This is a genomic window from Arthrobacter sp. R4-81 (assembly GCF_054792365.1).
Genome location: NZ_CP096445.1, coordinates 1,942,769 through 1,955,925 on the forward strand (window position 1 = coordinate 1,942,769; position 13,157 = coordinate 1,955,925).

Below are 13,157 nucleotides of genomic sequence, written 5' to 3' on the forward strand. Positions count from 1 at the left end.
TGGTTTATTTGGCCAGAGCGGCGGGGTTTTTCGCGTATCGGTGATTGTCGTACCCTCGCTATAGCTTGGGCCGATGGAACACGTAGTAGTACGCCTGACCCCCGATGGTCATCCCGCGGCTGTAGTCAGAAGCGGCCGCGAGTGGACCGTCGCCGCAGGCTGCGTCCGGTGGTTTGAGCGGACAAACTGGTGGGAAGCCGAGCGGAGAATGCCAAAGGGGCTGAGCCGGGTGGATGTCGAGGTGTGGCAGATCCAGGCGAGGCTGGGCCGGAATTGCTCGACTCCGTTGACCACCATGGAGCTGATCCGCGACGGATTAGGCGGAGGCTGGCGGGTTCGCTCGGCGGTGGCCGCCTAGGGAGGCAATCATCGCCAGGAGGGCAGCCATCGCAAGAATTAGCGCTAACCCCAGGAATTGGATAAGCCTTCCACCGCGGCTATTGGGGGATGCCGCGGTGGAAGGCTTGAATTGAATATACCGTGAAGCGTGGGAAAAGCGAAACAGCTCGTAACTTTTACGGAAACTTCAGGGCAACATCTGTCTCGTACGCCCATCCGGGTGAGTGGTCGCCGAAGTGGGCCACCCATTGAGCCCTCCCATAAGCCCCACGTCAGGGTTGCCCAACTCGCTTTACCACTACGATGTTTAGTGTTCAGCATAATGAACAGAGAGCTGACACTGCGGCATCGAGCTAAGGAGAATCATGGTGGATTCCCGAACGTCCCGTTCGTCTGAGGGAGCAGGAAGCGCGTCTCCCGCGCCGGCTGTAACGCGGGCGTCGGCCGTCCTGGACGCCCTGGCGGCGTCGGCCACCGGGCGCCTGACGTTAAGTGATCTAGCCCGCGAGCTGGGCATCCCGAAATCATCAACTTCTAATCTCCTGCTTGCTCTGGAGGAGGCACGCCTCGTCAACAGGCAGGGTCAGGATTTTGCCTTAGGGCGCAAGCTCGTGGAGCTGGGCGCAGCCTACCTGAGCCGGCTGGATGAAGTGCAGGAGTTCTACCGCTACTGCGAACAGGCTCCCACCCTGTCCGGTGAGACTGTTCGGATCGCAATGCTTGAGGGAATGAACGTCATTTACCTTGCACGCTACGAAGGCCACCCTGCCGTTCGCTTGACGTCGAACATCGGCGACAAGATGCCGGTATCCCTCTGTGCGGTGGGGAAAGTCCTTATTGCCCGCCTCCACGATCACGACCTGGCAGAGAAGTTCCCGGACGACTTGCAGTTGCCTGTAATGACCCCCAAGTCGCTCCGCACCGGAGCGGAGCTGAAGTCCCAGATCCGGCAAATCCGTGAGCAGGGCTATGCCTTCGAGGACGAGGAGTCAACAACCGGGGTGGTCTGCCTTGCTGTGGCTGTGCCCACGCGGGGAGCCCATGGGCCCAGTCTTGGACTTTCAGTAACGGCACTCAAAGCCACCTATTCGCCGGAACAGGGCGCCCAAATGGTAAAGGAGTTGCAGGAGCTGGCCCATTCCCTGGGTAATCCCATGGGGTAGGGGCGAATTGGATGGGCCCTCGCAGCTGATTCAGCCTGCGAGAGGCATATGCATCCCTTCCTATGACACATCGAAAATACTCCTTGGCCAAGCGTTCACTATGTTGTACTGTGTTCATCATAGTGATCAGCACCACGGTGCTGGACTATCCCGCCGGACCAACGGGGGTCTGGAGTGTTCTTAAGGGAGTGCTTGTGACAGCTCGTACTGAATTACCGCTGGCTGATGCGGACGGCGCCGTCGTCGAACCGGAACAGCTGCGAAGGGCAACTCTTGCCAGCTCCGTGGGCTCCGCGCTTGAGTACTACGACTTCTATATCTATGGCTTGGCCTCTGCCCTGATTTTTGGGCCCTTGTTCTTCAAGCCTCTTGGAGCTGAGGGTGCGCTGATTGCATCCTTCGCTACCTACGGTGTTGGCTTTGCGGCCCGCCCCTTCGGTGGGGTCATCTTCGGCTACATCGGGGACCGCTTCGGCCGAAAGATGGTGCTGATCCTGACCATCGGCCTTATGGGAGCCGCCAGCTTCGCGATCGGGCTCCTGCCTACCTTTGAACAGGCGGGCATGCTGGGTGCGGTTCTCCTTGTAACCCTGCGGATCCTCCAGGGACTTGGTGCGGGCGCAGAACAAGCCGGAGCCACAACGCTCATCTCGGAATTTGCCCCGAGGCGGCGGCGTGGTTTCTTCGCCTCCCTTCCCTTCGTCGGCATTCAGCTCGGGACACTGCTGGGCGCCGGTACGTTTGCCCTCATCGCAATGGCAGACAAGGCCGTTCTTGAAGGCTGGCTATGGCGCGTTCCGTTCCTGGCCAGCATCCTGTTGATTGCTGTTGCTATCTTCATCCGGTTGCGGCTGAAGGAAACACCGGTCTTCCAGGAGCTGGAGAAGCACAAGAATGTTGTCAAAAACCCGGTGGGAGAGCTCTGGAAGCACTCAAAAAAGAATGTGCTGATCGGCATCGGGCTGCGGATGGGTGAGAACGGAAACTCCTCGATCTACTCCGCGCTGCTGGTTGCCTTCCTCGCTGCTCCGGCCGGAGTGTTCCCGGGAGACAAGTTCATTGGTCCAGTCGGCCTCCTCATTGCCGCAGGGTTCGCCGCCGTTATGGTGGTTACGTTCGGTGCCCTGTCCGACCGGTTCGGACGAGTCCCGGTCTACCGCTACGGTGCCCTTTTCCAGGCTCTCATTGCCTTCCCGGCCTTCTACCTGGTCACCCTTGGCAACGTAACGCTCGTCTGGGTCGTCATGGTGGTGGGCATCGCACTGGGAGTGCAGTCTATGCTTGGCCCGCAGTGCCCGCTCCTGCCGGAACTGTTCGGATCCCAGTACCGTTTCACGGGCGTTGCCATGAGCCGTGAGCTTTCCGCAGTGCTGGCCGGCGGTCTAGTTCCCCTGGTGGGCGCCGCCCTGCTTGCGGCGACCGGATACTCGTGGCTCGTTCTGGCTGTCTACTCGGGAGTGCTGGCGCTGATCTCCTTTGCCACTACCTTCTTCACTCCGGAAACCAGAGGCCGGGACCTCCTGCTCGTCGAGGACGCCAGCTAGTCCTCGTACTGCACGATTCCTCGTTGTCTGGAGCAAAGGACGGCCCTCCTCAGAGGGCCGTCTTTTGCATGTTCTCTTCCTGCACGTCGACTCTAACCTCAAAAGTACGAACGAGAGATTCAGCCTTTCCGGTACACGGAGACGTGGCTGCGGGCTTCCGCAGTGAATTCGCTGCGGTCCCAGTCCGCCCATCTTGATTCGAGCTCAAATCCGGCCAGCCGCCCCATAAGATCGAGCTCGCTGGGCCAGACGTACCGGTGTGGTGTCCGTCCGATCTTTGCATCGCGCCCTTCCGACAGTTCGGGGCCGAATTGCACGTGGTGGGAGACGACGTGCTGGTGTAACACGTCATAGGTATCGACCAGCAGGTATCCGGGCTGACTTACCTCGACTGTCGCGCCGTGTCCGGGCGGCAGCGAACGCAGTTGCGGCACCCAGAGCTCAATAACGAAGCGTCCGCCTGGTGCCAGATGACGGGCGGCGTTCTGGAAACACCGGACCTGTTCGTCCTGTGTGAGGAGGTTGGAGATGGTGTTGAACACCAGAAAAGCCAGCGAAAAGTCCTCGCCCGCCGATGCCTCAGTCATGTCGCCCTGAACGACGGGAATGCGGTCTTCGCCGACCTTTTCACGTAGTCGGGAGATCATCGCATGAGACAGTTCGATGCCGCTGACCTGGACTCCAGCTTCTGCCAAGGGAATGGCGACACGCCCCGTACCGATGGCGAACTCGACGGCCGGACCCGGACCTGCGAACTTCGACAGGACTTCTATCGTGGGCCCAAGAACTTCGGGGGAGAACATTCCCTCCCCCGGGGTGTCGTACTCTTTCGCGACATGATGGTCCCAAAGCTGTTGCTGATTAACCATCCCGCCACTATTGCACACAGCCGAGCCGGAACCGGGCCGGCAAACCATCTGGAAACGGGCAACTTGCGATTCCTGGTTACACATTCCCGGTTGCCGGACATTAACCGGGCATGAGCTTACAAACGCATCTGGGGGATCGCGTGGACCTGGAAAGACAAAAGCGGTTTACGGCGGCTCACGCAGCCTGCCACGACCGCATCTACCGATACTTCCGCCGGCGAACTGAAAACCCTTCTACTGCCGAGGACCTTTGCGCGGAAGTATTTCGGATCGTGTGGGAGAAATCCAGGCACGTGGACGAACTGTCCGTCATGGTCCTCTTCGGGGTGGCACACAACGTTCTGCGGAATTGAACGCGAGGTCTTATTGCTGACCTACTGGGATGGCTTCAGTTCCGGCGAGGTATCAAATCTCCTGAATACCAGCGTTACAGCCATAAGGATGCGGCTTCACTGTGCCCGCAAGGCGCTCGGTCAGCTGCTTCAGACCGAACGAGATTCAGAGGAGTTCCAACGATGAAGGACCTTTCCGCCGACGACATGGCCGGAGGGTTCCTGGCAGTTGCCGCCGTAGCGGCAGCAGTCTTTACTGCAAGCTACGTCCAGCCCCCCCGCCCGTCGCGGCACCAGCGGCCACGATGGAGGCTCCTCCGAATCCCGCTCCATCTGCTGCCGCCCCTGATCCCGGTCAAAACCCTCCCGCCGGACCATTCCACGACTTATTCGCCGAAGCAGGCGAAGTGCTCGTCCTGGAGGCATTGCCCACCTCCCGGAACTTAGGTGACCGGATCGGGGTCGAACCGGTGGATGTACGGCAGGTGTTAAAAGGTTCGCGTAGCCTGGGGACCACCTCCGTGGATATTGCCGCAGTGGAAGACAGGACCGCCAGCGGTACCCTGCTTTGGCAGCACAGCCAGAAAGAAGCGCCCATGACGTATCTCGGGTTCTTTGCCCTTGGCGCCGACGGTGAGATGCATTTGATGGAGAGAGCACACGCGCTTCTGCAGATTCGGAACATCAGGACGTTCACCACGACGGCCCCCTTCACTGACGAACCGGTGGACATCGGTGATGACCTCCGATCGCGCATAGACGTGGCGCCGAAGGGGGACGTGCCTGTGGCCACTTACACGGACAGCCTGTCGCCTGAGACCGCCACCGATGTCATCTGGGGCACCGCAGGGGAAGGTGGAGAGAGAGCGGGCCTGGTACGCGGCCATGTTTCCGCCGCTGAGGCATGCTTCACTTTCGAAAACAGCACAGAGAAGGTCTACCTGCGCTGGCTGCGGGGATTCACGGCAGCCGTCAGACCAATGTCAGCGGATGCGGAAGGAAACGTTCGCTATCGTGGAGCATTTGAGGTCGACAAAGCAGTCACTCTCAATGAATGGGGATTCATCTCCATGACAGACGGTGACCCGGGGCCGCTGGTCAAGGGACGGTTGAGTCTCGAAACTGCCTCTTGCGCCGGCGAGACCCTCCCGGTTTTCGACGTTATGCCGCCAGGGACAGGGTTCAGCCCCTTCCAGAAGGGCCGCAGAGTGGTGCCGGCGACGCCCTGATTTCCGGGATCTGCCTTCTGAGATTTAGTAGAAGTGCACGGTATCAACCAGGTGCGGGAGTTCCCCGCCGTCGAGGTAGGTGCGCAGGTTGCTGCAGAAGCGTTCGGCGATGAGCCGGTTCTCAGCGGCGCTAAGTGCAGACGTGTGGGGTGAAACCATAACTTTCGGGTGGTTCCACAGCGGACTCTCCTCTGGGAGAGGCTCGACGGCGAAGACGTCCAGGCAAGCATAGGAGACCTGGCCGTTGTTCAGGGCTTCAAGCAGGGCGTCCTCGTCCACCACGGTTCCGCGTCCCACGTTGATGAAGACCGTACCGGGCTTCATGGCCGAGAAGATCTCCCGGTTAAATAGCTTTTCTGTGTAGGGAGTGCCCGGCAGCGTGTTGACGACGGCGTCTGCCGAAGCCACAAGCCTTGCCAGGCCGCTGTTGTCTGCTACTTCCTCAATTCCGTCGATCGGTGCCACCGAGCGCTTGGTGCCACTGACCTTCATGCCCAAGGCCCGGGCGATCCTGGCCGTCTCAAGGCCGATCTCACCCAGTCCTGCCACCACCAGCCGGGAGCCGTTGACCAAGCGGGTGGGAATCCGGAGTTCAGGCCACGCTTTGGCAGCCTGGTCCTGCGCCAGTTCAGCGCTGCGCTTGAATCCGTTGAGGATGCCGAGGGCAGTGAATTCCGCAAGGGGGAGGGCGTGCACGCCGGCAGAGGTGGTGACCTGGAACTTCTGGAGTGTCTGACTGTCCAGTCCCGAGGCCTTGACTGCGCCTCCTGCTCCCGCGGCCATGGCATGGATCCATTGCAGATGGGGGTTGCTGCCGGCGATTCTGGCCAGGCCTCCGGGGCTTTCGTTGGGAAAGCCGTACAGGACCTGGGCCTTATTGAGCATCGCCCAATAGCGTTCTTCCTGCTCCGGGCTTCGCTGAAAATCCGGATCGCCTGAATGGTCCGCCGGGAAACGTTCCGGGGGAAGAAGGTCGGGTTCGTACAGCACAGTCACAGTGGGATCCACGGCACGGATCCGCTCCACATGCTCAGCTTCGAGCGGGACGGCGATCGCGACGATGGTTTCAGGAGGCGTCATGTGTTCATCATACTGAATTCAGTCAAGAATACTGAACACTGGACCAAAGGATGTCCCCAGCTTACGGCCTCATCTGCGAGGCTCCAGAAACACCCGTGGCTGATCCCGCCAATTGGGCTCCAGCTCTGCCAGGGAATGCCGCATGATCTTGTCTGCAGCTTCCCGTGCCGCGGCAGAATCTGCAGCCGCGATCGCCTCCGCCACCTCCCTGTGCCATCCCAAGGCAGCTTCACTCGGGTGATCGGGCATCAACCCAAGGACAGTCCGGCCAGTCAGCGTCTCGGCCACCTGCCCCACAAGATTTGCGAACATCTCATTGCCCGAACCAGTCAGCAGCAAAGAATGAAACCGGATGTCCAGGTTCAGGAACTGGGGGAGGTCGCCTGCCTCGCCTGCGGCTCTCATGGCGTCGGACACCTCAAGGAGCTCCCTACGAAGGGCCTCCGGCGCGTTGAGAGCCGCAAGCTCTGCAGCTATTGGTTCAACCGCCGAGCGGAGCTCCGCAAGTGAGCGGAGCTGAGCTCCGCGCGCGTCCCCGGCCAGGCGCCACCGGATCACTAGCGGATCAAACGGGTTCCAGCGATCGGCGGGAAGGACCCGGATGCCAACTCTCTTAATTGTTTCGACCAAGCCGAGGGACTGCAGGACCCGGACGGCCTCGCGGACCACTGAGCGCGATACTTTGAGTTCATCCTCCAGCTGCTCAGCCAGGACAACATGGCCTGCGGGAAGGCTTCCTCCGACGATGCTGGTCCCCAAATGTTCAATTGCACGATGGTGGAGGCTGGTTGACATAGTGGTAAGCATAATCGTGCCCGTGTTGTTTCCTTCAGCTGGTTGCCGGCAGTTCGGGAGACGTACCCGGGCAGGCCTTGGGCCTTTTTATGACGCAAAGCCTTCCATTACGTGGGCTGAACTTCCCCGTACTGACCGGCAATACATATGCTTTATTCATATCCACTGGTTCTCAAACTGTGTTCCCCAGGAAGTGCGGGACTGGATGCAAACCTGCACATGAATGAATTGGAGTTTTGATGTCTGCACACATCGGTGTCACCGGCCTCGCGGTCATGGGTGCCAACCTGGCCCGAAACCTCGCCAGGAACGGCTTCACCGTTGCCCTGCACAACAGGTCCGTGGAGAAGACGGATGTTCTGCTGGAAAAGCACGGGCACGACGGCGATTTTGTCCGAACCGAAACCCTGCAGGAGCTGGTTGATTCCCTGGAGAAGCCGCGCCGCGTGCTCATCATGGTCAAGGCGGGCAAGCCCGTCGACTCAGTGATCGAGCAGCTGGAGCCCTTGCTTGAGCCCGGCGACATCATCATCGACGCCGGCAACTCCCACTACGAGGACACCCGTCGCCGGGAAGCTGCCCTTGCTGCCAAGGACCTGCACTTTGTGGGCATCGGCGTTTCCGGTGGAGAGGAAGGCGCCCTTAACGGACCCTCCATCATGCCCGGTGGCTCAAAGGAGTCCTACGACGCCCTCGGACCGCTGCTCGAGAAGATCGCAGCCCAGGTCGATGGCAAGCCGTGCTGCGCCTGGATCGGCACGGATGGCGCCGGTCACTTCGTCAAGATGGTCCACAACGGTATCGAATATGCCGACATGCAGGTTATTGGTGAAGCCTTCGACCTGCTCCGTTCAGGGGCGGGCATCGAGCCGGCAGAACAGTCGAAGATCTTCGCTGAGTGGAACCAGGGCGATCTCGCTTCGTTCCTGATCGAGATCTCGGCCGAGGTTTTGGGCCACGTGGATTCCAAGACGGGGAAGCCGTTTGTCGACGTCGTCGTGGATGCCGCCGGCCAAAAGGGGACCGGCCGCTGGACGGTCATTTCCGCGCTCGAACTCGGTTCACCGACGTCGGGCATTGCCGAGTCCGTTTTCGCCCGGGCACTGTCCTCACAGTCGGAGCAGCGCAAGCTGGCGCAGGAGCTCCTCGCCGGCGAGGAAATCGACGTCGAGGTTCCCGCGACGTTCGTTGAGGACGTCAGGCAGGCCCTCTACGCTTCCAAGCTTGTCTCCTACGCCCAGGGCCTGGACATGCTGACTTCCGCTGCCAAGGAATACGGCTGGGACCTGAAGCTGGACGAGATCGCTTCGCTGTGGCGGGGCGGCTGCATCATCCGCGCCGAGCTGCTCAAGGAAATCACCAAGGCCTACGCCGCCGAGGAGAAGCCCGCAAACCTGCTCTTCGCGCCGGCGTTCACCAAGGCAATCGCCGAGGTCCTTCCGGCATGGCGCCGTGTTGTCGCAACCGCCGTTCAGCTGGGTATCCCCGTTCCGGTATTCTCCTCGTCACTGGCTTACTACGACGGCCTGCGCCGCAAGCGCCTCCCGGCCGCTGTGATCCAGGGCCAGCGCGACCTGTTCGGAGCCCACACCTACGGCCGTGTTGACGCCGAAGGTACATTCCACACCCTGTGGGGCGAAGACAAGTCCGAAATCGCGGCCGTGGACACACACTAGTTCCTGCCATAAACAGAACGGCCGGCGACTCCCGAGTGGGAGGCGCCGGCCGTTCTGTTTATGCGTAAGTGGTTCGAGGTTCCGGAAAGCTGTTAGATCCGGTATTCGATGTAGTACTCGGCAGGGTCAACCGCTGCCTTTGTTTCGCGCTGGGCATCCCGGTGGCGCCACGTAGCAGGAACGCCGGTGACGATCGATTCAGCAGGTGCATCCTTGACGACGACGGCGTTGGCACCCACCGCACTGTCGCGCCCGATGGTGATGGGGCCCAGGATCTTGGCCCCCGCACCGATGGTGACGCGGTCGCCAATGGTGGGGTGGCGCTTAACTTTGGCAAGGGAACGCCCGCCGAGGGTCACACCGTGATAGATCATCACATCCTCGCCGATCTCGGCAGTCTCGCCAATGACCACACCCATCCCGTGATCGATAAAGAACCGTCGGCCGATAGTGGCTCCCGGGTGGATTTCGATGCCTGTGAGGAACCGGGCCAGCTGGGAGATCAGCCGGGCCGGAAAGCGCAGCGAAGGAGTTTGCCAGAGCCGGTGGGTCAGGCGATGTGCCCAGATGGCGTGCAAACCCGAATAGGCGAAAAAGTTCTCAAAAGAACCTCGAGCCGCCGGGTCGTGTGACCGGGCGGCGTCGAGGTCTTCCTTAAGTCTTGCGAAAAAGCTCACAAAGGTCTTTCTACAGGAAACGGGGGAGAGCGGGCGAAGTGTCAGCCGCGGATATCGTCATAGAGCACGGTGGAGATGTAACGCTCGCCGAAGTCGCACACGACTGCCACAATCAGCTTGCCTGCGTTTTCCGGGCGCTTCGCCAGTTCGAGCGCACCCCACACGATGGCTCCTGAGGAGATGCCGCCCAGGATGCCTTCCTTGACGCCGAGTTCGCGTGCGACCCGTACGGAGTCTTCGAGGGTTGCGTCCAGGACCTCGTCATAGACGTTGGTGTCCAGGATCTCCGGAACGAAGTTCGCCCCGATTCCCTGGATTTTGTGCGGGCCGGGTGCGCCGCCGTTGAGGATGGCCGAGTCTTTCGGTTCCACAGCGACGATCTGGACGCCGGGGTTACGCTCCTTCAGGACCTGCCCGACGCCGGTGATGGTTCCGCCGGTGCCGATGCCGGATACGAAGATGTCGACCTTGCCGTCGGTGTCCGTCCAGATTTCTTCAGCCGTGGTGGTGCGGTGGATCTCAGGGTTGGCCTCATTGGCGAACTGCTGCGCCCAGATGGAGTTCTCGGTGTTGGCGACAATCTCCTGCGCCTTTTCAACTGCCCCGCGCATTCCCTCAGAACCTGGCGTGAGCACAATCTCTGCACCAAAGGCGCGCAGCATGACACGGCGCTCGGTGGACATGGTTTCCGGCATGGTCAGGATGACCTTGTAGCCGCGGGCTGCGCCCACCATCGCCAGGGCGATGCCGGTGTTGCCCGAGGTTCCCTCGACGATGGTTCCGCCGGGCCTCAGCGCACCGGACTTCTCGGCTGCGTCGATGATGGCAACACCGATGCGGTCCTTGACGCTGTTGGCCGGGTTGTAGAACTCGAGCTTGACCGCCACAGTTGCATCAAGGCCTTCGGTCAGCCGGTTGAGCCTGACCAAGGGGGTGCCGCCTACCAACTGGGTAACGTCGTCATAGATCCGTGCCATGTATCTGAGCCTGTTCTCTGAGGTGGGAATACTGAGGTCAGCCTAACGAGGCCCGGGAACCCTTGCTAAGCGTTAAGCCATGCAGAGTAATATTTCCGGGCCTTTGCCAGCTTCGGGTTGATGATCACCTGGCAATAGCCCTGCTCAGGATGCTTGCCGTAGTAGTTCTGGTGGAACTCCTCCGCGACATAAAATCGCGGCAGCCTGCTGACCTCGGTAACAATCGGATGCGACCACAGCGCCTGGTTGCGCTCAATCGCCTCCTCAAAAAGGATCTTCTCTTCCGTTGTCTGGTAGAACATCGAGGAACGGTACTGGGTGCCGACGTCGTAACCCTGCCTGTTCAGCGTGGTGGGATCATGCAGGGCAAAAAACATGTCAAGAATGACGTCTGCAGGGATCACTTCCTCGTCGAAGGTAACGGCAACAACTTCAGCGTGTCCGGTGGTGCCGGCACACACTGAGTAGTAATCGGGATGGGGATCGTGGCCTCCGGTATAGCCGGAGACAACGGAGCTGACACCCTTGGTTATCTGGTAGACGGCGTCAAGGCACCAGAAGCAGCCTCCGCCAAGTACAAACGTTTTCATGTCCTCTTCAATGGTTGAAGCAGTCCGATGATTCCCGGACAACCTTACGAGAGTGCAACGCGTGCAGTCGAGGCCCTGCAATAGGGTAAAAATGGGGGTATGGAACCAGTGAACATGGATGTTTCAACGGCGCCCTCCGCCCAGGGCTCGCCCACTACGGACCCCACGGGGACCGAGAACGTATCCTTGACACCGACGCTGGGTGAAATTCTGCTCGCCGTGGAGGAACTCTGGCCGGAGTCCCTCGCAGAAGAATGGGACGAAGTGGGCCTTGTGGCCGGGCATCCGTCTGCATCCGTCAAGCGGATCATGTTCGCTGTGGATCCCACCCTTGAAGTCATCGAAGAGGCCATTGAATGGGGTGCCCAGCTCCTGATCACCCACCACCCCCTGCTGCTTAAGGGCGTCAGCTCTGTCGCAGCCACCACGCCCAAGGGTGCAGCCGTCCACCGGCTGATCGAGTCCGGTACCGGGCTTCTCACGGTTCACACAAACGGTGATTCCGCCGTCGGGGGTGTCTCGGACGTCCTTGCTGATGCCCTGGGTCTCCAGAATGTGGTCCCGCTAATGGCCGCTGCAAATGGCCTTCCGGAAGAAGGCATTGGGCGCGTGGGCGATCTCGCCGACGTTATGACCCTGGGGGATTTTGCCGCCCGGGTGTTCGGCATCCTTCCTTCAGTTGCAGGCGGCGTCCGAGTCTCCGGGGACAAGGACGGCCTCATCCGCAGGGTCGCCGTCTGCGGCGGGGCGGGGGACTCTCTTTTCAATGAGGTCAGAGCCAGCAACGCCGATATCTATGTCACGGCCGACCTGCGCCACCACCCTGCCTCAGAAGCGCGCGAGGCCGCTGTTAACGGCAGGCCCTACCTGATTGACGTTTCACACTTCGCCAGCGAGTGGCTGTGGCTGCCGGCGGCCGCGGAAGCACTGGGCAACGTCCTGAACGACCAGGGCCACGAGGTGGAAATCCAGGTGAGCACCACCAACAGTGATCCGTGGGACTTCATTCTGACTCCCGGCTAAGCCTGAGGTGCGAGGGGCCCCGGGTGAGCGCAGCGAGGCAGGGGAGCAGCGCAGGCGCTAGAGTCTAAAGAGCGCCGCACGGCGTCCGGCTCCGGCCGGTTGGAACAAGCGGAGGTAGCAGTGGCCAAGGCAGCACCGGCGGAACAGTTGAAGTTGCTGGAACTTCAGGGGCTTGACGCCAAACTCAAGTCACTGTCCAACCGCCGTCGTACCCTTGAAAACGATCCCCGTATCACGGACCTTGAGGCGGCCCTTAACGTCGCCAACGGCGAGCTGGGGGCGGCAAAGATGGCCGTTCACGACGCCGAGACGGAGCTTAAGCGCGCCGAGGACGACGTCGAGCAGGTTACCTCGCGGATCGCTCGGGACGAAGCGCGGCTCAACAGCGGCACGGGTTTGTCAAAGGATCTTGTGGCGCTTCAGAAAGACATTGCCTCGCTGAACAAGAGGCGGTCAGACCTCGAGGACGTTGAACTCGAGGTAATGGAACGGCTCGACGCCCTGCGGGAACGTCAAGCGGCCCAGCAGCAGATCGTGGACGATATCAAGGCTTCCTTCAGCGTGATCCGGGCAGAACTCGATGCCGCCCTGGCCGAAGTGTCTGCTGAGGAGCACACAGTTTCCGCCCAACGTTCCGCTTTCGCTTCCGGACTCGACGCCGGGATGCTGGCGGTCTATGAAAAGACCCTCGCCAAAAGGGGAGTCGGGGCCGCGCGGCTGTTCCACGGCAAGTCTGAAGGTTCGGGTATGCAGCTCAGCCCGGGCGACCTCGCCGAGATCAAGGCAGCGGCAGAAGACGATATCGTGTTCTGCCCGGACTCAGGCTGCATCCTTGTCCGCTCGGCCGAGTGGGCCTAACGCGG

15 protein-coding genes are annotated in these 13,157 nt (G+C 60.9%); 9 read left to right on the top strand and 6 right to left on the bottom strand.

Features of this window, described 5'->3' with window-relative positions:
• Positions 1-73 precede the first annotated feature (73 nt).
• The 3 genes from M1E05_RS09120 to M1E05_RS09130 all read left to right on the top strand — a co-directional run bounded on the left by M1E05_RS09120 (position 74) and on the right by M1E05_RS09130 (position 3,046).
• A complete protein-coding gene (locus M1E05_RS09120) occupies positions 74-358 on the top strand; it encodes a hypothetical protein (protein ID WP_461165052.1) in 285 nt (94 codons plus the stop codon).
• A gap of 346 nt (positions 359-704) precedes the next feature.
• A complete protein-coding gene (locus tag M1E05_RS09125; protein ID WP_461165053.1) occupies positions 705-1,502 on the top strand; it encodes an IclR family transcriptional regulator in 798 nt (265 codons plus the stop codon).
• A gap of 194 nt (positions 1,503-1,696) precedes the next feature.
• Positions 1,697-3,046, top strand: coding sequence for an MFS transporter (locus M1E05_RS09130; protein ID WP_461165054.1), 1,350 nt, complete (start codon positions 1,697-1,699; stop codon positions 3,044-3,046).
• 119 nt (positions 3,047-3,165) lie between these two features.
• Here the strand turns inward: M1E05_RS09130 and M1E05_RS09135 are convergent, their stop codons facing one another.
• The gene (locus M1E05_RS09135; protein WP_458111178.1) at positions 3,166-3,915 is read right to left on the bottom strand and encodes a class I SAM-dependent DNA methyltransferase; all 750 of its coding nucleotides are present in this window, start codon (positions 3,913-3,915) and stop codon (positions 3,166-3,168) included.
• Between the two features lie 110 nt (positions 3,916-4,025).
• Between M1E05_RS09135 and M1E05_RS09140 the strand changes: the two genes are divergently transcribed.
• From M1E05_RS09140 to M1E05_RS09150, 3 genes are all read left to right on the top strand, one after another.
• Positions 4,026-4,268 (top strand): RNA polymerase sigma factor, encoded by a 243-nt coding sequence (locus M1E05_RS09140; protein WP_458111177.1) that lies wholly within the window; start codon positions 4,026-4,028, stop codon positions 4,266-4,268.
• Positions 4,269-4,281: 13 nt separating this feature from the next.
• Complete coding sequence (locus M1E05_RS09145; protein ID WP_461165055.1) at positions 4,282-4,434, top strand: sigma factor-like helix-turn-helix DNA-binding protein; 153 nt, start codon at positions 4,282-4,284, stop codon at positions 4,432-4,434.
• Positions 4,435-4,552: 118 nt separating this feature from the next.
• Positions 4,553-5,476, top strand: coding sequence for a hypothetical protein (locus M1E05_RS09150; protein WP_461165056.1), 924 nt, complete (start codon positions 4,553-4,555; stop codon positions 5,474-5,476).
• Positions 5,477-5,500: 24 nt separating this feature from the next.
• On the opposite strand, the gene M1E05_RS09155 is transcribed toward M1E05_RS09150, so the two are convergent.
• Together M1E05_RS09155 and M1E05_RS09160 are read right to left on the bottom strand one after the other, a co-directional pair.
• Positions 5,501-6,556: a D-2-hydroxyacid dehydrogenase gene (locus M1E05_RS09155; protein ID WP_461165057.1), complete on the bottom strand. Its 1,056-nt coding sequence runs from the start codon at positions 6,554-6,556 to the stop codon at positions 5,501-5,503.
• A 69-nt stretch (positions 6,557-6,625) separates the two neighbouring features.
• Positions 6,626-7,351 (bottom strand): FadR/GntR family transcriptional regulator, encoded by a 726-nt coding sequence (locus M1E05_RS09160; protein WP_461165058.1) that lies wholly within the window; start codon positions 7,349-7,351, stop codon positions 6,626-6,628.
• 239 nt (positions 7,352-7,590) lie between these two features.
• Between M1E05_RS09160 and gndA the strand changes: the two genes are divergently transcribed.
• Positions 7,591-9,027 carry an NADP-dependent phosphogluconate dehydrogenase gene (gene gndA, locus M1E05_RS09165; protein WP_461165059.1) on the top strand — a complete coding sequence of 479 codons (1,437 nt, stop codon included), beginning with the start codon at positions 7,591-7,593 and terminating at the stop codon, positions 9,025-9,027.
• 92 nt (positions 9,028-9,119) lie between these two features.
• On the opposite strand, the gene epsC is transcribed toward gndA, so the two are convergent.
• The 3 genes from epsC to msrA form a co-directional block, all read right to left on the bottom strand.
• A complete protein-coding gene (gene epsC / locus M1E05_RS09170) occupies positions 9,120-9,704 on the bottom strand; it encodes a serine O-acetyltransferase EpsC (RefSeq protein WP_309105415.1) in 585 nt (194 codons plus the stop codon).
• A 41-nt stretch (positions 9,705-9,745) separates the two neighbouring features.
• Positions 9,746-10,681: a cysteine synthase A gene (gene cysK, locus M1E05_RS09175; RefSeq protein WP_461165060.1), complete on the bottom strand. Its 936-nt coding sequence runs from the start codon at positions 10,679-10,681 to the stop codon at positions 9,746-9,748.
• Positions 10,682-10,746: 65 nt separating this feature from the next.
• Positions 10,747-11,271, bottom strand: coding sequence for a peptide-methionine (S)-S-oxide reductase MsrA (gene msrA, locus M1E05_RS09180; RefSeq protein WP_458111169.1), 525 nt, complete (start codon positions 11,269-11,271; stop codon positions 10,747-10,749).
• 99 nt (positions 11,272-11,370) lie between these two features.
• On the opposite strand from msrA, the gene M1E05_RS09185 reads away from it, so the two are divergent.
• Together M1E05_RS09185 and M1E05_RS09190 are read left to right on the top strand one after the other, a co-directional pair.
• Positions 11,371-12,294 carry a Nif3-like dinuclear metal center hexameric protein gene (locus tag M1E05_RS09185; RefSeq protein WP_461165061.1) on the top strand — a complete coding sequence of 308 codons (924 nt, stop codon included), beginning with the start codon at positions 11,371-11,373 and terminating at the stop codon, positions 12,292-12,294.
• A 120-nt stretch (positions 12,295-12,414) separates the two neighbouring features.
• Positions 12,415-13,152 carry a zinc ribbon domain-containing protein gene (locus M1E05_RS09190; protein ID WP_458111167.1) on the top strand — a complete coding sequence of 246 codons (738 nt, stop codon included), beginning with the start codon at positions 12,415-12,417 and terminating at the stop codon, positions 13,150-13,152.
• Positions 13,153-13,157: the final 5 nt, after the last annotated feature.